17 protein-coding genes, 1 tRNA gene, 1 pseudogene and 1 riboswitch are annotated in these 19,646 nt (G+C 40.1%); of the genes and pseudogenes, 5 read left to right on the top strand and 14 right to left on the bottom strand.

The window, feature by feature from the left end; genetic code table 11:
* Position 1 precedes the first annotated feature (1 nt).
* The 6 genes from glyA to HT715_RS06960 all read right to left on the bottom strand — a co-directional run bounded on the left by glyA (position 2) and on the right by HT715_RS06960 (position 4,842).
* Entirely contained in the window at positions 2-1,258 is a 1,257-nt protein-coding gene (gene glyA, locus HT715_RS06935; protein ID WP_050261644.1) for a serine hydroxymethyltransferase, read from the bottom strand.
* A gap of 62 nt (positions 1,259-1,320) precedes the next feature.
* The gene (locus tag HT715_RS06940) at positions 1,321-1,752 is read right to left on the bottom strand and encodes a GNAT family N-acetyltransferase (protein ID WP_138701067.1); all 432 of its coding nucleotides are present in this window, start codon (positions 1,750-1,752) and stop codon (positions 1,321-1,323) included.
* A gap of 1 nt (position 1,753) precedes the next feature.
* The gene (locus HT715_RS06945; protein ID WP_171039253.1) at positions 1,754-2,356 is read right to left on the bottom strand and encodes an L-threonylcarbamoyladenylate synthase; all 603 of its coding nucleotides are present in this window, start codon (positions 2,354-2,356) and stop codon (positions 1,754-1,756) included.
* Positions 2,340-3,176 (bottom strand): peptide chain release factor N(5)-glutamine methyltransferase, encoded by an 837-nt coding sequence (gene prmC, locus HT715_RS06950; RefSeq protein WP_138701065.1) that lies wholly within the window; start codon positions 3,174-3,176, stop codon positions 2,340-2,342. The genes HT715_RS06945 and prmC overlap by 17 nt, the downstream gene beginning before the upstream one ends.
* The gene (prfA, locus tag HT715_RS06955) at positions 3,176-4,255 is read right to left on the bottom strand and encodes a peptide chain release factor 1 (RefSeq protein ID WP_001028801.1); all 1,080 of its coding nucleotides are present in this window, start codon (positions 4,253-4,255) and stop codon (positions 3,176-3,178) included. Before prfA ends, prmC begins: the two co-directional genes overlap by 1 nt.
* A complete protein-coding gene (locus HT715_RS06960) occupies positions 4,252-4,842 on the bottom strand; it encodes a thymidine kinase (RefSeq protein WP_000068143.1) in 591 nt (196 codons plus the stop codon). Before HT715_RS06960 ends, prfA begins: the two co-directional genes overlap by 4 nt.
* A gap of 122 nt (positions 4,843-4,964) precedes the next feature.
* Between HT715_RS06960 and HT715_RS06965 the strand changes: the two genes are divergently transcribed.
* Both HT715_RS06965 and mnmE read left to right on the top strand, forming a co-directional pair.
* Positions 4,965-5,147 carry a 4-oxalocrotonate tautomerase gene (locus tag HT715_RS06965; RefSeq protein WP_001117401.1) on the top strand — a complete coding sequence of 61 codons (183 nt, stop codon included), beginning with the start codon at positions 4,965-4,967 and terminating at the stop codon, positions 5,145-5,147.
* Positions 5,148-5,284: 137 nt separating this feature from the next.
* Positions 5,285-6,658 carry a tRNA uridine-5-carboxymethylaminomethyl(34) synthesis GTPase MnmE gene (gene mnmE / locus HT715_RS06970; protein ID WP_000632769.1) on the top strand — a complete coding sequence of 458 codons (1,374 nt, stop codon included), beginning with the start codon at positions 5,285-5,287 and terminating at the stop codon, positions 6,656-6,658.
* A gap of 45 nt (positions 6,659-6,703) precedes the next feature.
* On the opposite strand, the gene dapA is transcribed toward mnmE, so the two are convergent.
* From dapA to HT715_RS06990, 4 genes are all read right to left on the bottom strand, one after another.
* Positions 6,704-7,639 (bottom strand): 4-hydroxy-tetrahydrodipicolinate synthase, encoded by a 936-nt coding sequence (dapA, locus tag HT715_RS06975; protein WP_000121643.1) that lies wholly within the window; start codon positions 7,637-7,639, stop codon positions 6,704-6,706.
* 55 nt (positions 7,640-7,694) lie between these two features.
* Positions 7,695-8,771: an aspartate-semialdehyde dehydrogenase gene (locus HT715_RS06980; RefSeq protein ID WP_000542464.1), complete on the bottom strand. Its 1,077-nt coding sequence runs from the start codon at positions 8,769-8,771 to the stop codon at positions 7,695-7,697.
* Between the two features lie 342 nt (positions 8,772-9,113).
* Positions 9,114-9,186 (bottom strand) — tRNA-Thr (locus tag HT715_RS06985).
* A 100-nt stretch (positions 9,187-9,286) separates the two neighbouring features.
* Complete coding sequence (locus tag HT715_RS06990; RefSeq protein ID WP_000737071.1) at positions 9,287-9,796, bottom strand: QueT transporter family protein; 510 nt, start codon at positions 9,794-9,796, stop codon at positions 9,287-9,289.
* Positions 9,794-9,890, bottom strand: a riboswitch (PreQ1 riboswitch). Its footprint overlaps the gene before it by 3 nt.
* 28 nt (positions 9,891-9,918) lie before the next feature.
* Between HT715_RS06990 and HT715_RS06995 the strand changes: the two genes are divergently transcribed.
* Together HT715_RS06995 and mscL are read left to right on the top strand one after the other, a co-directional pair.
* Complete coding sequence (locus tag HT715_RS06995; protein ID WP_000743002.1) at positions 9,919-10,350, top strand: GtrA family protein; 432 nt, start codon at positions 9,919-9,921, stop codon at positions 10,348-10,350.
* A gap of 81 nt (positions 10,351-10,431) precedes the next feature.
* Positions 10,432-10,809 (top strand): large conductance mechanosensitive channel protein MscL, encoded by a 378-nt coding sequence (mscL, locus tag HT715_RS07000; RefSeq protein WP_000916792.1) that lies wholly within the window; start codon positions 10,432-10,434, stop codon positions 10,807-10,809.
* A gap of 40 nt (positions 10,810-10,849) precedes the next feature.
* Here mscL and hemH read toward each other — a convergent pair whose 3' ends face one another.
* Positions 10,850-11,944, bottom strand: a complete 1,095-nt coding sequence (gene hemH, locus HT715_RS07005; protein WP_050222852.1) for a ferrochelatase — start codon at positions 11,942-11,944, stop codon at positions 10,850-10,852.
* Between the two features lie 153 nt (positions 11,945-12,097).
* Between hemH and pepT the strand changes: the two genes are divergently transcribed.
* Complete coding sequence (pepT, locus tag HT715_RS07010; protein WP_000222060.1) at positions 12,098-13,321, top strand: peptidase T; 1,224 nt, start codon at positions 12,098-12,100, stop codon at positions 13,319-13,321.
* Positions 13,322-13,356: 35 nt separating this feature from the next.
* On the opposite strand, the gene HT715_RS11935 is transcribed toward pepT, so the two are convergent.
* The 3 genes and pseudogenes from HT715_RS11935 to HT715_RS07020 all read right to left on the bottom strand — a co-directional run bounded on the left by HT715_RS11935 (position 13,357) and on the right by HT715_RS07020 (position 19,645).
* Entirely contained in the window at positions 13,357-14,508 is a 1,152-nt protein-coding gene (locus HT715_RS11935) for a hypothetical protein (protein WP_007284789.1), read from the bottom strand.
* A 340-nt stretch (positions 14,509-14,848) separates the two neighbouring features.
* Positions 14,849-16,236 (bottom strand): annotated as a pseudogene (gene phtE / locus HT715_RS11940) (pneumococcal histidine triad protein PhtE); the annotation flags it as partial.
* A 319-nt stretch (positions 16,237-16,555) separates the two neighbouring features.
* Positions 16,556-19,645: a pneumococcal-type histidine triad protein gene (locus tag HT715_RS07020; RefSeq protein WP_000700358.1), complete on the bottom strand. Its 3,090-nt coding sequence runs from the start codon at positions 19,643-19,645 to the stop codon at positions 16,556-16,558.
* Between the last annotated feature and the right edge of the window lies 1 nt (position 19,646).

Consider the following 19,646-nt stretch of genomic DNA (forward strand, 5'->3'; position numbering starts at 1 on the left):
TTTAGTCCTCGTATAATGGGAAGGCATCTGTCAATTCTTTAACTGCACTTCTCACTTCTTCTAAGACAGCTTTATTTTCTGCATTTTTAAGGGTTTTAATGATGAGTTCAGCCACTTTGCGACTTTCTTCTTCACCAAATCCACGTGCAGTAATGGCTGCAGATCCGATACGAATACCACTTGTCTTGAATGGTGACAAGGTTTCATATGGGATTGAGTTTTTATTTAGGGTAATATTGACTTCATCCAGCAAGTTTTGAGCAACTTTTCCGTTTTCTACAACCTTAGTCACATCCACTAGGAAGAGGTGGTTTTCAGTCCCACCAGAAATAATACGAAAATCAGGGTCTTGTAAGAAGACAGCTGCCATAGTCTTGCTGTTCTTGATAACATTAGCAGCATATTCCTTGAAGGCTGGATCCAAAACTTCTTTGAAGGAAACAGCTTTAGCCGCCACAACGTGCTCCAAAGGACCACCCTGAATACCAGGGAAAATAGCTGAATTGATTTTCTTAGCAAGTTCTTCGTCATTAGTCAAAATCAAACCACCACGAGGTCCACGAAGGGTTTTGTGAGTCGTTGTTGTAGTGATATGAGCATATGGTACTGGACTTGGGTGAAGACCAGCAGCAACCAAACCAGCGATATGAGCCATATCTACCATAAGTTTAGCCCCAACAGCGTCCGCAATTTCACGGAATTTTGAAAAGTCGATAATTTGAGAATAGGCTGAAGCACCAGCTACAATCAGTTTTGGTTTTACTTCTTGGGCTTGCTTCAATATAGCATCAAAGTCCAATAATTCCGTTTCAGGATCTACACTATAAGAAACAAAGTTGTAGGTTTGACCTGAGAAGCTAACTGGAGCTCCGTGGGTCAAGTGTCCACCTGCTGCTAAATCCATCCCCATAACGGTATCACCTGGTTCAATCAAGGCCATGTAAGCCGCACAGTTGGCTTGGCTTCCTGAGTGAGGTTGGACATTAGCAAATTTTGCACCGAAAATTTCTTTTGCGCGTTCAATAGCAAGAGTCTCTACCACGTCTACCACATCCGTTCCACCATAATAACGGCGGCCTGGGTAACCCTCGGCATATTTGTTTGTCAAGATAGACCCTTGAGCTGCCATAACAGCCTTGGAAACTACGTTTTCCGAAGCAATCAACTCAATGTTGTTTTGTTGTCGTTCTTCTTCTTTGGCAATAGCATTCCAGAGATCAGCATCGTATGCTTTAAAATCATCTTTGTCAAAAATCATAGGTCTTCTCCTTTTATTGTGTGACTAGTCCATTAGTTTCATTTTCTTATTAGAAAATCAAACTAAAAGATGCGAATAAACCGTTTCTGCATTTTATCACAAGTATAACCAACTTTTTCATAAAATGCATGAGCTCCCAGACGATGATCGGCAGAGTTTAAGCGGATAAACCCATAACCACGTCTTTTTGCTTCTTCTTCCAACCCTTGTAGTAAACTTTTACCAATACCTTGACCTTGTGCTTGAGGTGAAACTGCTAAGGCTAAGATATTAAATCCTGCTTTAGAATAAAGTGATTCATAGACCTCAGCGTGGACATATCCAAGCAAGGCATGACTAACTTCATCCTCATAAGCAAGTAGGAAATGATGAGAATACTGAGATAGTCTAGCTAGTTGGCTAGCCGTTTCCTCTGAACTAAAAGAATAGCCTAAAGCCTCTTGGTTGATCTCACATATAGCTTTCACATCTGTTTCTTGCAAATCTCTTAGCATTTTATTCCTCCTCAAAAGAAATCTCTGGCAACCGAGCAAGAATATCTTCTCGCTTAATGGCCCCTTGGCGTAAGATTTTCACCTTGTCTCCCGACAAGTCCAAAATAGTTGAATCCTGTCCAGTTAGAAAAGCATCGTCTTCCAGACCCAGAACCTCTTGGTCAAAATCCTTCAGAATTTGTTCAAAGGTTACACCACTTGACTGACCTGAAATATTGGCAGACGGTCCAATCAAGGGCCCTGTCACTCGAATTAAATCCAGTGTGATAGGGTGACTAGGCATCCGAAATCCAACAGTTGCAAGGTCAGAATTGACCCAATAGGGAACTCGGTCATTGGCTTCAAGGATAATGGTCAAGGGACCTGGCAAAAAGGTCTCTACAAGTTTTTGTAGATAAGTTGGCTGATTCTTTGAAAAGTGCAAGATGTCCTCGAGAGAGGCGATATTGAGATTGAGTGCCTTATCTCTAGGACGACGTTTGAGCTGGTAAACATGGTCAACTGCTTTTTCGTCTAGCGCCTTGGCAAAAAGACCATAAACCGTCTCTGTAGGCAGAACGACTGCTCCGCCCTTTTCCAACTCTTGTCTAATCCTGTCCATCATCAACCACGACCATCCTATCTTGACCAAATTGGTCCTTGAGTATTCGTACTCGCTTTTCAGGAAGATGTTTCCTAAAAAGTTCAGGAACACTTTGACCTTGCTTGTATCCAATTTCAAGGTAAATCTTACCACCATCTTTGAGATAGTCTTTTGCATCTTCCGCAATTCTACGGTAAATAGCTAGGCCATCCTCGTCTGCAAAGAGAGCTAGATGAGGCTCCGAACGCAAGACATTCAAGCCGACCTCTGACTCATCTTCACGAGAGATATAGGGTGGATTGGAAACAATTATATCATATTTTTCAGAAATTTCTGTAAAACAGTCAGATTTTTTTAAAAATATTTGAAGATTTTGATTTTTAGCATTTTCATTAGCTAAATCTAAGGCATCTCGGGAAATATCTGCTGCTGTCACTGACCAAGCTGGTCTATTTTTTGCTAGGGCGAGAGCAATAGCTCCACTTCCTGTTCCAATATCCAGAACTGAAAGATTCGTCTCAGGATTTTCAGCCAGGATAAGCTCCACCAACTCCTCTGTTTCTGGACGAGGGATCAATACTCGCTCATCAACTGTTAACTGCATTCCATAAAAATCTGCCTGTCCAATGATGTACTGTGCCGGTTTATGATCTACTAACTGTTGAAAAATTCCTTTTACAAATTGTTTTTCTTCCTCTGTTACCTCTTTCTGGAGGGCAAAAACAAAATCTGTGAAAGGAAGATTTTTCAGGCCACGATAGACAAAAGAGAGGCTTTCAGCTTCCTCTCCTTGTCTTATCAACTCTTCTTCAAAATCTGAAAATAATTGAGCTAATATCATTATTTATTTAATTCTTCTAATTTTTGTGTTTGGTCATAGAGCACCAAAGCATCCACAACCTCATCCAATTTACCAGACAAAATAGTATCTAGTTTTTGGAGAGTCAAGCCGATACGGTGGTCTGTGACACGGTTTTGTGGGAAGTTATAAGTACGAATACGTTCTGAACGGTCACCAGTACCGATTGTTGATTTACGCTCAGCGTCTTGTTCATCCTGAGCAATTTGTGCAAAGTGGTCAGCAACACGCGCACGGATGATTTTCATGGCTTTCTCACGGTTCTTCTGCTGGGTACGTTCTTCCTGCATCTCAACTTTAATATTGGTTGGCAAGTGAACGATACGAACGGCTGTCGCAACCTTGTTGACGTTCTGTCCACCAGCACCAGAGGCGTGATAGATGTCGACACGAAGGTCTTTTGGATCAATGTCGTATTCAACCTCTTCAACTTCTGGCATAACAAGAACTGTCGCTGTCGAAGTATGAACACGGCCTTGGCTTTCTGTCACAGGGACACGTTGCACACGGTGGGCACCTGATTCGTACTTGAGTTTAGAGTAAACCGACTGACCAGAAACCATAGCAACCACTTCTTTAAAACCACCGACACCGTTCATAGAGGCTTCCATGACTTCAAAGCGCCAACCTTGGGCTTCCGCATACTTTTGGTACATAGTTAGCAAATCTCCAGCGAAAAGTGCCGCTTCGTCTCCACCAGCTGCTCCACGGATTTCAAGGATGATATTCTTGTCATCGTTTGGATCCTTTGGAAGGAGCAAAATTTTCAGTTTTTCTTCATATTCTTCTTTTTCAGCCTTGGCATCTTTGAGTTCTTGCTTGGCCATTTCTTCCAAGTCCGCATCTCCGCCTGATTCCTTAATCATCTCTTCGGCATCGACGATATTTTGAAGGACTTGTTTATACTCACGGTAGGCTATTACGGTGTCACGATTGGAAGCTTCTTCTTTTGAAAGCTCCATAAAACGCTTGGTGTCTGAAACGACATCAGGGTCACTCAGCAATTCTCCTAGTTCTTCATAACGGTCTTCTACAGCTTGTAGTTGATCATAGATGTTCATTTTTCTTCATTCTCCTTATTGATTTCAGGGGCAAAATAATGTTTACGGCAAACCGAGATATAGGTTTCATTACCACCAATCTGGATCTGTTCTCCATCGTAAACGGGCAGTCCATCCTGTGTTCGCAACACCATGGTCGCCTTTTTCTTGCAATACTGACAGATGGTCTTGATTTCGTCAATCTTGTCTGCTAAAAGCAAGAGATATTTGGAACCTTCGAACAATTCATTGCGAAAGTCATTTTTCAAGCCAAAAGCCATGACGGGTATGTCTAACTCGTCCACAACACGAGCTAGGTCGTAAACATGGTGGCGTTTAAGAAACTGGGCTTCATCGACCAAAACACAATAAGGTTTTTCTGGTAGGTCTCGGATATAGCCAAAGATATCCGTTGTTTCCTCAATCGCAAGGGCAGGGCGTTTCATGCCAATTCGACTCGACACATAGCCAACACCGTCACGCGTATCCAGAGCCGAGGTCATAATGACAACACCTTTTCCTTGCTCCTCGTAGTTATAGGCCACTTTGAGAATCTCAATCGTTTTACCAGAGTTCATGGTCCCATAACGATAATACAACTGTGCCATGTTTCTTGCTTCACGTCCATTTCTAAATTTTTGCTACATTCTAGTATATCATAATTTTCTGAAGCTTTAAACGGCAAAATGTGGTAAAATGGAAGAAATCAAAACTAGTGGAGGAAGCTATTATGCCATTTGTACGCATCGATTTATTTGAAGGACGCACGCTCGAGCAAAAGAAAGCTCTTGCTAAGGAAGTAACGGAAGCAGTTGTCCGCAACACTGGAGCCCCTCAATCTGCTGTCCATGTCATCATCAACGACATGCCAGAAGGAACTTACTTCCCACAAGGGGAAATGCGTACTAAATAAGCTAGCTTAAGCAGAATTGCTTAGGCTTTTTCAATCTCCAAGTAGCATCCATTGAAGAAATAGTTCAAATTTGTTACAATTTGAAAAGAGACTTGGAAAAATTTCCAAGAAAAGAGTTATTGATTAAAGGAAACATTATGATTACACGAGAATTTGATACCATCGCTGCTATCTCTACTCCACTAGGTGAAGGGGCTATTGGTATTGTCCGCTTGAGCGGAACAGAAAGTTTTGCTATTGCGCAAAAGATTTTTAAAGGAAAATACTTGAGTCAGGTTGCTAGCCATACACTTAACTACGGTCACATCGTTGACCCTCAAAATGGTAAGGTCATGGACGAGGTTATGGTTGGAGCCATGAAGTCTCCAAAAACCTTCACTCGTGAAGATATTATCGAGATTAACACTCACGGTGGGATTGCGGTGACCAATGAGATTCTCCAGCTAGCTATCCGTGAAGGAGCTCGGTTGGCAGAACCTGGTGAATTTACCAAACGTGCCTTCCTAAATGGACGTGTTGACTTGACTCAGGCTGAAGCCGTTATGGACATCATCCGTGCTAAGACAGACAAGGCTATGAACATTGCAGTTAAACAATTAGACGGCTCACTTTCTGACCTTATTAACAATATCCGTCAAGAAATCCTTAACACACTTGCCCAAGTCGAGGTCAATATCGACTATCCTGAGTATGACGATGTTGAAGAAGCGACTACTGCTGTGGTCCGAGAAAAGACAATGGAGTTTGAACAATTACTAACCAATCTCCTTAGAACAGCCCGTCGCGGTAAAATCCTTCGTGAAGGAATTTCCACTGCCATCATCGGACGCCCCAACGTTGGGAAATCAAGCCTTCTCAACAACCTCTTACGTGAAGATAAGGCAATCGTAACCGATATTGCTGGTACGACACGTGATGTCATTGAAGAATACGTCAACATCAACGGTGTTCCCCTAAAATTGATTGACACAGCTGGTATTCGTGAAACGGATGATATCGTTGAACAAATCGGTGTCGAGCGTTCAAAAAAAGCCCTCAAGGAAGCTGACCTAGTACTACTAGTGTTAAATGCTAGTGAACCACTAACCGCCCAAGACCGCCAACTCCTAGAAATCAGCCAAGAAACCAACCGAATTATTCTCCTTAACAAAACTGACCTGCCAGAAGTTATTGAAACCTCTGAACTTCCAGAAGATGTCATTCGCATTTCAGTCCTTAAAAATCAAAATATCGATAAGATTGAAGAGAGAATCAACAACCTCTTCTTTGAAAATGCTGGTTTGGTTGAGCAAGACGCAACCTACCTGTCAAATGCTCGTCACATTTCCCTGATTGAAAAAGCAGTTGAAAGCCTACAAGCTGTTAACCAAGGTCTTGAACTAGGGATGCCAGTTGACTTGCTTCAAGTTGACTTGACTCGTACTTGGGAAATCCTCGGAGAAATCACTGGAGATGCTGCTCCAGATGAACTCATCACCCAACTCTTTAGCCAATTCTGTTTAGGAAAATAAGAAAAATCCATGCTCGTTATTGCGGTCATGGATTTTATTGTCTTATTAGTAATCTGGTCTTAAGACACCTGTTACAGTTGCCTTAGTCGCTTCGTAGTCGCCATCTACAACAACCTTGATAATGCGTTTGGCATCTTCTTCTGGTGCTGGAACAAGAGGTAGACGAGTTGGTCCAGCTGCAAATCCCATATAGTTAAGAACTGCCTTGACAGGAGCAGGACTTGGATAAGAGAAGAGGGCATTGACCTTAGGAATGAATTTACGTTGAATAGCTGCGGCTTTCTTCATATCGCTTTTTGCAATGGCAGTAAACATTTCGTGCATCTCATCCCCATTTGTATGAGAGGCAACAGAAATAACCCCATCCGCACCAAGGTTCATGGCATGGAAAGCATCTCCATCCTCACCTGTATAAATCAAGAACTCTTCTGGCTTGTGCTCAATCAAGTAAGCCATATTGGCCAAGCTGGTACATTCTTTGACACCAATAATATTTGGATGGTCAGCTAAGCGAAGCATGGTTTCTGGAGTCAATTCGACAACTACACGCCCTGGAATGTTATAGATAATAATTGGTAGGTCAGAAGCATCTGCAATGGCTTTAAAATGCTGATACATTCCTTCTTGAGAAGGTTTGTTGTAGTAAGGCACAATAGCAAGTCCAGCAGCAAAACCGCCGAATTCCGCGACTTCTTTGACAAACTCGATAGAGTCACGCGTATCATTGGTACCAACACCCGCAATCAAAGGAACGCGTCCATTGACAATCTTTTGTACAGCCGCAAACAACTCCAACTCTTCATCGTGAGTCAAGGTTGGACTCTCAGCAGTGGTCCCTGCGAGAAGAATTCCATCCGTATGATGAGCCAACAAATGCTCAATCAAGGCTGGAATAGCATCAAAGTTGATGGAACCATCCTGATGGAAGGGGGTAATAAAGGCTGTGATGATTTTACACTCTTTTAAATCTTGATAAGACATGAAAACACCTCTCTATTTCAAAGAAGGAGTTCATCTGAACTCCTAAACGATATGACTATTTTAATTCAAATTTCAATTCAGCTGTTGGACGAACCAAGCCACGTTCATGAAGAGTTTCAGCAATCTGAACTGAGTTCCAAGCAGCACCTTTGAGCAGGTTGTCTGAAACAACCCACATGTGGATTCCTTTTTCAGCATCCAAGTCTTTACGGATACGACCAACAAAGGTATCACGCGAACCAACTGCATTGATAGCTTGAGGATAAATTTGATGAGCTACATCATCTTCAAGAACAGCACCCGGGAAGGCTGCGATAGCTGCTTTGACTTCTTCGATTGGAGCCACTTCTTTTGTTTCGATATAAACAGACTCAGAGTGAGCTGATAAGACTGGAATACGAACACATGTTGCTGAAACGGCAATACTATCATCTTCCATGATTTTCTTAGTTTCCTTAGTCATCTTCATCTCTTCATAAGTGTAATCATTGTCAGTGAAGACATCAATTTGTGGAAGAGCATTGAAGGCGATAGGATAATGTTTCTTGTCACCACCTGAAGGCAAGATTTCGGCATGCAAATCACGTGGGGTTACACCATCATTCAAGACTTCACGAAGTTCACGTTGTGTCTCAAGAATTGCTCCCATACCAGCACCTGAAACTGCTTGGTAAGTTGAAACAATGATACGGTCCAAGCCCCATTTTTGGCGAACTGGCTCAAGAGCCACCATCATTTGAATTGTTGAACAGTTAGGGCAGGCAATGATCCCATTGTGGGCATCAAGTGCGTGAGCATTGACCTCTGGAACAACCAAAGGAACGTCTGGATTTTGACGGAAGTAAGATGTATTATCTACTACTACCGCTCCAGCTTTCACTGCGTATGGTGCATACTTAGCTGATGTAGAACCACCTGCTGAAAAGAGAGCAATATCAACTCCTTCAAAAGCTGTTTCAGTCGTTTCTTCAATCGTAATATCTTGATCTTTAAATTTCAAAGTCTTGCCTGCTGAACGTGCAGAAGCAAGTAAACGAATTTTATCGATTGGAAGTGTTGATTCTTCCAACATTTTTATCATCTGAGCACCGACAGCACCTGTCGCGCCGACTACAGCAACTGTATATCCCATAAATAACCTCTTTCGGAATTTTCTAAAAATTTCTATAATAGAAGTATTATACTACTTTTTCCATGAATTGCAAAGCTTTTTCATCATTTTTTGGAAAATAAAAATCCCCAGTCGTTAGACTAGGGACTAAGAGGCATCTTCATGTGATGAGCAGGTTCACACAACTCATCAAGGTCCGCTCCTGCGTTATGACCTCCTTATGCTCAATAGTAGTCCGAAGACTACCTATCGACTCATCGCATATTCTATATTACTAGAGATACTTGATTTTGTCAATAAGAAATTTTTTCGATCGAGTATAACAAAAAACTCTCGTATTCAAGAGTTTCCCTATACATATCATGCTAATTGCCGGGATTGAACCGGCGACCTCATCCTTACCATGGATGCGCTCTGCCAACTGAGCTAAATCAGCTTACTTAAGTAAGTATACTATAATCAGAAAAACTTGTCAAGTTTTCTTAGAAATTTTCCATAAGAAAAAGCCAGGTAAAGGCTACCTAGCTTGTCCTGTTCTATTTGCTTAAATCGATTCGACGACCAATTTTACCAATGATAATCGCTCCAATAATCAATGAGGCAAATTCACCAATTCCTGTTGTAAACCAAGTAAGGAAAAATGGTAATTCTGCTACAATATTTAACTCTGCAGCGATGGTAAACATGGAAATTGAAAAGAGGATTGAAAAGAAGAAATGATCTTTTCGAATCAATCCGTTAAAGAGGTAATCCTTGCTATATTTTGCAAAAAGCCAAACACCTAAACTGAGGAATACCAAGGTTGATCCGCCACCAACAAAGACATCTAGTAGTCCGAAGCTAAAGAAATTAGCAATCATACAACCGATAGTAACTCCGATGATGTACTTGGGATTGTAAAAAGCCATAAAGTTCATCATTTCTGAAATACGAAACTGATAAGCACCATAGCTGATGGCATTTAGGGGCGGTGTGACAGTCAAAACGACATAAATAGCAGCAACGATTGCAATATCTGCAACATCACGAATAGTTAATTTTTTCATTTTTTCTCCTTTGGCGGTTATCCGCGTGTAATATGCTTGGTGAAAGAAGCTAAGCACCAAGGGTTGCTTTATTCAACCTTACTAGTATAGCACAATAGCCTGCTTTATGCTATACTTAAAGCATGAAAAAACCTATTCAAAAATTTTTTAACAATGAAATCTTAGCCTATCTCTTTTTTGGCCTTGCAACAACTCTAGTTTCGATTCTCTCGCGATTGGTCATTTATCAACTAACTCATCAGGAACTTCTTGCTACGGCCTTGGCAAATATATTTGGTATCCTATTTGCCTTTATCACAAATGATAGGCTTGTATTTAAGCAAGCAAGGAAGAATCGGCTTATCCGTTTAGTGAAATTTTTTCTTGCCCGCCTTTCTACTTTTCTGTTAGACTTGTTTTTAACTTTTCTCTTTGTAACTCAATTCCCTCATATCATAGGGCAATTTGTAAACGAAAATCCTGATAAGGTAAATGCAATTGAAACAATAATTGCACAAATACTCATTATTATCATCAATTATATCTTGAGCAAGATCTATATTTTTAGAAAATAATGCTCCATTTATGAGCCTTTTAATTGCCTTCTATAATGATTTAGGATACAATGAAACACGAAACATTGAAAGGAAAACAGTATGTTAAAAAATCTAAAATCGTTCTTGCTTCGAGGAAATGTTATTGACCTTGCTGTCGGTGTTGTCATTGCCTCTGCTTTTGGTGCTATCGTTACTTCACTTGTAAACGACATTATCACTCCTCTTATTTTAAATCCCGCTTTGAAAGCTGCTAAAGTCGAACGTATCGCTCAACTTTCTTGGCATGGAGTCGGCTATGGTAACTTTTTAAGTGCTATTATCAATTTTATCTTTGTGGGTACCGCCCTCTTCTTTATTATCAAGGGTATTGAAAAAGCACAGAAACTGACTGGTATAAAGGAAGAAAAAACTGACGAAAAAAAACCAACCGAATTGGAAGTCCTTCAAGAAATCAAAGCCCTTCTTGAGAAAAAATAATCGATTAAAAGGATCTAGCACAAAGCTAAATCCTTTTTCTTTACTCTTTGGGCAACTTGCCTGCTTTTTCTAGCATCTTCTTGATAAGATAAGGCATCTTAACATTCTCCCGCCCTTTTTTCTCAATCAGTTTTTTCACAAATTCCGGCATTTGTAAATCTTGAGATTCAGCCAAAATGTTTTTCGTCTCGTCTGAAGGAACTAACTCATCAAAGGTCTCTTCTTCTGGGAGAAATTCCTTAAACTCTTGATGTTCATTGGCTCTAACTGTATTGACCAAGGCATCAATCAAGCGAGAATCTGTATTTGGCATTGGTGGACGATGGTAGTTTACCCCAAATTCCTGACACAAGTCATAACATTCCACATCATTATCAAACAAGACTTCAATGTGCTCACTGATAAAGCTGATTGGAACAAAAATATAATGGTCTGGATGTTCTGTCTGTTCTCTGAGATACTCCAAAACATCTGGCTTAATCCATGGAATCCCAATATCACTCTCACTTTGCCAGGTATTTGTATATTGATCGGAACTCAAACCTAGTTTTTCAGCAACTAACTTGCTATTTTCGAAAATTTGATCGATATAAGGATCTCCAAAATCCAAGGCAAAAATGGGCACACTATGGGCTGAAAAGATGACTTTAAAGCTATCCTGCTTTACTTCTTCTTTTAAAATTTTAGCAATTTCATCTGCCCAATAGTTTAAAAGTGCTTCTTCCTGATACCAGTCCTTAATGACCAAAAATTGAATTTGTTTGCTTTCTAAAAATTTTTCATAGCCCATGACAGAGTAGAAAGAATAATGAGGCTCCAAAATCAAACAAATACACTGTTCAATTCCGTCTGCTTCCATTTGACCGATCACATCTGGAATAAAGGGACTGGAAAACTTATTAGCAAAGTAGACACTGTATTCATTCCCCAGCCTAGCTTCTACCAAGGCAACCTCTTGACGGGTAATTTTTTGCAGAGGCGTGCCTCCAATTCGTACATAATTATCATAGAGAGTCTGAATCTCGTGGTCTTGAGGTCTCACTCCACGACGAATATTTGTGAAAAAATCAGCTACACCTTCAAAGGTAATCTCTTCTGGCGAACCGAAGGTCATCATTAAAATTGCTTTTTTCATAATCGCTTCCTTGTGATGTTTTTATCAAGTTTATTTTATCATGAATCCACTGATAAGTAAACGCTAACATAGCAGATTGCCCTAACTTCTGTCTTTTGTTTTTCTCTTCTTTCTATGATACAATGGAAAAAATAAATTCAAAAGGAGTTTTTTATGACTTATCCAAATCTCTTGGACCGCTTCTTAACCTACGTTAAGGTCAACACGCGCTCTGATGAACACTCTACTACTACTCCAAGTACACAGAGTCAGGTTGACTTCGCAACAAATGTCCTAATTCCTGAAATGAAACGTGTTGGACTGCAAAATGTTTACTATCTACCGAATGGTTTTGCTATTGGAACCTTGCCAGCCAATGATCCATCTTTAACACGTAAGATTGGCTTCATCTCCCACATGGATACTGCTGATTTTAATGCTGAAGGAGTCAATCCACAGGTAATTGAAAACTACGATGGTGGTGTGATTGAACTTGGAAATTCTGGTTTTAAACTGGATCCAGCCGACTTCAAGAGTCTTGAGAAATATCCAGGCCAAACGCTCATTACAACTGATGGAACAACCTTGCTAGGTGCTGATGACAAGTCTGGTATTGCTGAGATTATGACAGCTATTGAATATCTGACTGCTCATCCTGAAATCAAACACTGTGAGATTCGTGTTGGTTTTGGTCCAGATGAGGAAATCGGTGTTGGTGCTAATAAATTTGATGCAGAAGATTTTGATGTGGATTTTGCCTACACTGTTGATGGTGGTCCACTAGGTGAACTTCAGTACGAGACTTTCTCAGCCGCTGGTGCTGAATTGCATTTCCAAGGCCGTAATGTCCACCCTGGTACTGCCAAAGGGCAGATGGTCAATGCCCTTCAGCTAGCAATTGATTTTCATAATCAACTTCCAGAAAATGACCGACCTGAGTTAACTGAAGGTTACCAAGGTTTTTACCATCTAATGGATGTGACAGGTAGTGTTGAGGAGGCGCGTGCAAGCTACATCATTCGTGATTTTGAAAAAGATGCCTTTGAAGCGCGTAAAGCATCCATGCAATCTATCGCTGATAAGATGAATCAAGAACTTGGGAGCAACCGTGTCACTCTCAACTTGACAGACCAGTACTACAATATGAAAGAAGTCATTGAAAAAGATATGACTCCAATTACCGTTGCTAAAGCCGTTATGGAAGATCTAGGTATCACGCCTATTATCGAACCAATCCGGGGTGGAACAGACGGCTCTAAGATTTCCTTTATGGGAATCCCAACTCCGAATATCTTTGCAGGTGGCGAAAATATGCACGGACGTTTTGAATACGTTAGCCTTCAGACTATGGAACGTGCAGTTGATACCATCATTGGCATCGTAGCTTATAAAGGCTAAAAAGACGAGGTGGCTCAGCTACTTCGCCTTTCTGTTTATTCTACTGCTTTTTCTTGATTACCAGTGCTTGTTGTAGATTCAGTTGATCCCTTTTCTGAAGTTAATTCAGCAGGTTTAGAATCTCTTGTGTTGCTTGCTTTGTTTTCGTCGCTAGCAGTTTCGCTGTTAGATTCTGTAGTTGCGTTTGGTTGGTTCTCAGCACTGGTGTTATCACCATTTGCTTCAGCATTTCTTGCTGGACTTGTTTCTTCACTTGCGCTAGCTTTTGACTGGATTTGGTGATTCAAAACTAGAATAGCTTTTGTCAATTCAAGTAAAGCTGCTTTGTCTTTACTCTTAGCAGAAAGTTGATCTAGTAATGCATCCACTTTATCAAAGTCCTCATCAGAACCATTATTACTTTCTAAATAAGAGTGAAGCGACATGAGAATATCGTAGAGTTTTTGATAGAGTACAAGTGTCTGAGAATCTTGCTCAGCATTTTCCTTTTCTTGTTGAAGGGCGCTAGCGATACGAGTCAAAACATCTTTTACCTGACTGTTTACTTCATCCAAGTCTGCATCAGCCTTGTTTGTGGCAGCTTTTAGATTTTCTACTTCTTCTGCCAAGGATTGTCTGATTCCTTCTTCATGGATTTGTTCCAAGAGTTGATTTGCCTTGTTCAAAAGACTTTCTACTTCTTCCTTGCTGACATGATTGACATATTCTTCTTTTTTAAGATCAGGATAAAGATCTTTCAAAAATTCATAAATCGCTTGCTTAGCAGATTGGTTATCAACTTTTTCTTTATCTAAAACTGTTTCATTTACTTTTGCAGTAGCTGGCTGATTTTTCAAAGCCTCTTCTACTTCTTGTTTTGTTTGGTAAATGCTTGGGAACAGTTTATTCAAGTCCACAGCCTTACGGAAGGATTGAGATTGATATAAAGTAAAAGTCAAATTAGCTACTTTATTACGAAGCTCATCACTTAAACGACCATCGTTTACATGCTCATAGAAGTACTTGATGTATTCCACTGTTGTATCACCAGTACGGTCATTAAAGTCTTGAAGAGCTTGAAGTTGTGATTCAACCGCTGCTAAAGCAGCCTCATCTTTAGCCAACTTAGCTTCCTGGAGTCGAACGAGAAGGTCTTTCTTAGGAAGTCCATAAGTATCTGTATCTAGCGTATTGATTTTATCAATCAAGGCCTGATATTTCTTATCTAAAGCACTTGTTTCAACAGGTTTGACACTTTCATCAATATGGATATATTGCTTATCAAAGAGGTCAAGTGTTTTTAGATAACCTGCTGTAGAGTTAGTTAGTTGCTAGTTTCTTCATATTTTCAGTAAACTGACCTAAAACTAACTCAATCTGTCTTTGTTTGATTGGATCGTCTTTATAGACGTTTCGACTTTCAGCAAGAAGTTGATCTACTTTTGCTAAAACTGTTTTCTCATCAAAGGCCCCAGGCTGATAGTTGGATTTCAGGGCTGGAATTTTGTTTTTCAAGGCTACTTCATAGCCCTTAGTTTGAACCTTGATGTAGTGATTGTGGTCTCCATGACTCATGACAAAACCTGATTCATCTTCAGCGATAATACGATTAGCATCAAATCCGTATCCATCTTCTTCATGTTTCTCATGTGAAGTTCCTGGATTGATTGGAAGAGATGGAGAAGGTGTTGCTAGACTATTGTTTGGAAGAGTCGGTTGCCCAATTTGATTTGATTTTGGAATGTAATGGAAATGATCACCATGTCTTACAATATAAGCTATAGCCGTTTCTTCAATGATATCTTTTGGATTAAAAATATAACCATCAGATACTGAAGAGAGCTCCTTACTTGTCGTTAAAGAAGAAGGATTGCTTGAAAGACTGCCTAGACTAGACACTACTTCATTTGTAGAAACTGTAGAACCAGTTCCACTGATAGACACCATTCTGGCAATCTTTTCTTCTAAGGCAGAAAGCTTGCTGTAAGGAATAAAGTGGTAATGGTCGCCATGCGGAATCGCAACTCCATTTGGTGTAAGACTGATAATCTTAGCAGGGTCAAAGACCAAGCCATCTGATTCACTGTAACGTTGGGCGCTAGGTGAATCATAGAGTTCCTTCAAAAGACTCTGGAGATTTTCAGATTTATTTGCTGGCTTGCTAGTTGATCCTTTTGCTACAGATTGCGTGTTATTGTCACTAGCTGTTGAAGAATAGCTTAACTGACTCGGTTCATATTTTTTCCAGCCAGATGTGCTTTAGCTGCTGCTAATTCACTAGCAGATAAATCGCTTTTGGGAATGTAGTGATAGTGACCTCCATGAGGAACGATATAAGCATTACCCGTATCTTCGATAATATCAGCTGGATTAAAGACATAGCCATCATTTGTCGTATATCGTCCCTGAGACCTTGCTACAGCAACATTAGAGTTAACCTTCTCATTATCTTTGACATGTTCTTGTTTTTGACGATTGATTTCATCTTTGGTTCGAACATTATCAGCATGAGCTACATCTTTCAGGTAGACATAATATTTTCCATCGACCTTGATGATACAACCACCCTTGACTTCATTGACAATATCAGCGTCTTTAAGTTGGTAGTTTGGATCCTTCATCAAGAGTTCTTCACTAAAGAGGTCATCATAAGGAACTTTCCCATTATAGTAATGATAGTGGTCACCGTGTGACGTTACATAGCCCTGACCTGTAATTTTGATTACAATTTGCTCAGCCTGAATTCCTTCTTTCTGGCTAACCTGGTCTGGTGTCAAGTTTTCACTTTTCTGACTTGACTGGCTGCCATCCACATAAGAGACACGATTATTGTCCTTATTTTCCTGCGAACGATGCTGGTTTTGTCCATAGGCACATAGACTCAAGGATACGATAACAGCTGATCCAGCTGCTATATATTTTTTACTGAATTTCATAAATCCCTCATTTCAATAAATGATGAAACTTTTTCTTAACTTCTTTTTTCTCGGTTAAACAATTTTTCTAAACCGCTTATTTAACCATTTAATTAACCAGTAAATAGTTTACTATTTAAAATTATAGAGAAATGAAATAAGAATAGGACAAATTGATCAGGACAGTCAAATCAATTTCTAACAATATTTTAGAAGTCAAGGTGTACTATTCTAGATTCAATCTATTATACTTCTGTCAAGTTTCTGTTACTTTCTTCTAAAAAAGAGAAGCAACACGAAAGGTTACTTCTCCATAAAATATGCTTCATTCTTTTTACTACTATATAGGAGTCGGTTGACTCTCTTTTAACAAAGCCAAGAGCCTATCTAATTCTGCTGAAATAGTGTTACTGTCTTTCGTTCCGAAAAGAAGACTGCTGTTTAGACCAGACAATGTCTCCATAGCATTTTGGCGAGTACGAGAATCTGTTACTTTTTCTAGCAAGGTCTCCGCCTCTGCTATCTTAACGTCAATAACAGAACGCTCTACTTGTGGAACTTCATCCTCATCTGTAGTATCTTCAGCTTCTTCCTCTGTCTCTTCCGCATCAGTGCTTGGTCTATAAAGATTATCTGCTGAAGGATTTAAACCAGCGTGATTCTCTTTTTCATCAGATTCAGAATGAGTTGGCTCACTTACTTCATCATGTTCCTTATCTTCATCAGGTTTACCGTTTTGGTCTGCCTTATTTTTACGAACATGGTCGCTAGCATTACCCCAACCATTATCTGAATGAGGACGTTGGTCAGGATGTTCAACGTAGTATTTCACTGTCGCAAATAAATCTTCTAAGGTATAGCCTTCAGGAGCTGAGTAAAGTCCTTCATCAAACCATGCAAACTTAAGGTTATGATAGTGATCAAAGTGAGGAATTATAAAGTGACCATTTTGTACAGCTACAGTATACTGTAAATGATTCGGTATTTTTTCTAATGGTACCTTTTTCTCAGCTTTTACGCGGTTATAGATAGCTTCTGTCCCTGTTGCCTCTGGTTTTGCTTCTGTTGCTTCAGTAGAATTTGGAGCTTGTAAGCCTTTTTCTTTAGCATAAGCCTGAGCTGCTGCTCTTTCAGCTTCAGATAAGCTGTCTTTTTTAATCCAGTGGCTATGGTTCAAGTGTGGAGTGACGTAGGCATTTCCTTCATCACTTTCAATATCATGCTCATCAAAGATATAGCCATCCTCTGTTGTATATTTACCTGCTAATTTCGCTAATTTAATTTCATCGTCTGTATAGGCAATTTGAGCATTTGGTTTGCCAAGTCGCTCTGGATGGGTAATTGGTGCTAGGAATGCCAATAAATCATCTACCAATTTTACTTTATTAGAAGATTCATCATTCAAGCGCTCTGCTAATTTGTCTAAAGTTTGGAAATCAGAAACGCGACCTTTATTTTCAGACAAGGCTTTATGAGCCTGGGTTAACAGATTGTAGGCTTTATCATAAAATTCTTGGTCACGAGAAGCGACATTTTCTTTTTTAGCAACTAGAGCATGTGTCTCTTGAGTTTTCTTAGACAAGAGATTTTCAATAGCATCAATCTTATCCTTAGCCAAGTCTTTAGCAAAAACATAGTGACTGACACCAGCAATTTCCACAACATATCCTTCCCCAACTTTTCTAACAACCTGTTCTACTGTAAAATCAGTTTGTTTTTTCTCAGTTGATGGTTGAGCTTGCGGTTTTGGTGCTGGTTTCAAATAATTCATTCCCGGCAAGACTGCACCATTTTGTCCCTTAATAGCTATCATACGAGCCAATTTTTCTTCCAAAGGTGACATTTGTGAATAAGGGATAAAGTGATAATGGTCTCCGTGCGGTACAGCAACACCATTAGCTGTACGATTTGTTATTTGTGCCGGGTCAAATACTAGTCCATCCGATTCTACATGGCGTTCTGATAAGGGTTTAGCATACAATTCACGTAAAAGGCTTGGAATGTCTTCCCCTTGATTTTGATGATAAGTTGGAGTGACAGTCAAATTGTGGTTCTCTGACAAGCTTGGTTGAGCTGGATTTGCATTATGACTAGAACTTGAAGAAGGACGAGACCCCTGCTTCCCATTCCAATAGGCTTGGGCTGCAGCCAATTCTCCTGCAGACAAATCACTCTTAGGAATATAGTGAAAATGATTTCCATGCGGTACAACAAAAGCGTCACCTGTATCTTCAATCACATCTGTTGGACTAAAGACATACCCATCATCCGTTGTATAGGCTCCTCCAGTTGCTCTATTCGGTGCCTGCGTATTGAGATTAAAGTTTGCTTTAATGGCTGAACTTGGTTTCGCAGGACTGCTTGGTTTCGTATTATCAGAATGCTTTTGAACTGGCTGACCTCCAATTGGTAGATTTCGAGCCAATTTTTCTTCCAAGGCAGACATTTGCGAATAAGGAATGAAATGGAAATGATCTCCGTGAGGTACTGCCACACCATTTGCAGTACGTTTTGTAATCTGTGCTGGGTCAAATACTAATCCATCAGACTCCACATGACGTTGGCTAAGTGGCAAAGCGTACAATTCTTGAAGGAGACTAGCTAAATCCTCATTTTGACTCTCAGGAGTTGTTGTAAGATTTTGAGGAGTTTCAGATGGACTCGTTCTCACACTAGATCTTGTTTCTCCCCTGCTAGAACGATATTCAACCGTACTTAATTGACCGCCTTTTCCAGATAAGAAGGCTTGGGCAGCAGCTAATTCACTGGCAGACAAATCACTCTTAGGAATATAGTGGAAGTGATTGCCATGAGGAACAATATAGGCATCGCCTGTATCTTCAATGATATCAGAGGCATTAAAGATATAACCATCATCCGTTGTATAACGTCCTTGGGCTCTGGCTGCAACTACCGCCTGATTGTTTGAACCGCCACCGTGATTACTACTATGTTCCTGCTTCTGACGTTTAATCTCTTCTTTTGTCCGAATATTATCCGCATGGGCCGCATCTTTAAGGTAAACATAGTATTTACCGTTTACCTTAATGACATAACCACCCTTGATTTCATTGACAATGTCTGAATCCTTCAACTGATAATTCGAATCTTTCATGAGGAGCTCTTCACTGATGATGGCATCATAAGGAACCTTGCCATTATAGTAATGATAATGGTCTCCATGAGAAGTCACATAACCTTGATCCGTAATCTTGATAACAATTTGTTCAGCATTGATTCCCTCTCTCTTACTGACTTCATCTGGTGTTAAGTTCTCTGCCTTTTGACCAGCCTGATTACCATCTATATAAGCAACTCGATTAGACTCTTTCTTAGCCTGACCAGCTTGGTAACGACCAAGTTCATAGGAACAAACACTTAGGGCAAGAACTGCCACTGAACCTGCTAGATATTTTTTATTGATTTTCATT

Origin of the sequence: Streptococcus sp. 4155 (assembly GCF_013276695.1) — a bacterium.
In the GTDB taxonomy this organism is placed as follows: domain Bacteria; phylum Bacillota; class Bacilli; order Lactobacillales; family Streptococcaceae; genus Streptococcus; species Streptococcus pseudopneumoniae.

Coding starts and splice junctions, on each gene's coding strand:
- mnmE (WP_000632769.1), top strand. CDS start 5,285: ATGATTACACGAGAATTTGATACCATCGCTGCTATCTCTACTCCACTA.
- HT715_RS06980 (WP_000542464.1), bottom strand. CDS start 8,771: ATGGGATATACAGTTGCTGTAGTCGGCGCGACAGGTGCTGTCGGTGCT.
- prmC (WP_138701065.1), bottom strand. CDS start 3,176: ATGATATTAGCTCAATTATTTTCAGATTTTGAAGAAGAGTTGATAAGA.
- HT715_RS06960 (WP_000068143.1), bottom strand. CDS start 4,842: ATGGCACAGTTGTATTATCGTTATGGGACCATGAACTCTGGTAAAACG.
- HT715_RS06995 (WP_000743002.1), top strand. CDS start 9,919: ATGAAAAAACCTATTCAAAAATTTTTTAACAATGAAATCTTAGCCTAT.
- dapA (WP_000121643.1), bottom strand. CDS start 7,639: ATGTCTTATCAAGATTTAAAAGAGTGTAAAATCATCACAGCCTTTATT.
- pepT (WP_000222060.1), top strand. CDS start 12,098: ATGACTTATCCAAATCTCTTGGACCGCTTCTTAACCTACGTTAAGGTC.
- HT715_RS07020 (WP_000700358.1), bottom strand. CDS start 19,645: ATGAAAATCAATAAAAAATATCTAGCAGGTTCAGTGGCAGTTCTTGCC.
- hemH (WP_050222852.1), bottom strand. CDS start 11,944: ATGAAAAAAGCAATTTTAATGATGACCTTCGGTTCGCCAGAAGAGATT.
- HT715_RS06945 (WP_171039253.1), bottom strand. CDS start 2,356: ATGATGGACAGGATTAGACAAGAGTTGGAAAAGGGCGGAGCAGTCGTT.
- HT715_RS06940 (WP_138701067.1), bottom strand. CDS start 1,752: ATGCTAAGAGATTTGCAAGAAACAGATGTGAAAGCTATATGTGAGATC.
- glyA (WP_050261644.1), bottom strand. CDS start 1,258: ATGATTTTTGACAAAGATGATTTTAAAGCATACGATGCTGATCTCTGG.
- HT715_RS06965 (WP_001117401.1), top strand. CDS start 4,965: ATGCCATTTGTACGCATCGATTTATTTGAAGGACGCACGCTCGAGCAA.
- HT715_RS06990 (WP_000737071.1), bottom strand. CDS start 9,796: ATGAAAAAATTAACTATTCGTGATGTTGCAGATATTGCAATCGTTGCT.
- prfA (WP_001028801.1), bottom strand. CDS start 4,255: ATGAACATCTATGATCAACTACAAGCTGTAGAAGACCGTTATGAAGAA.
- mscL (WP_000916792.1), top strand. CDS start 10,432: ATGTTAAAAAATCTAAAATCGTTCTTGCTTCGAGGAAATGTTATTGAC.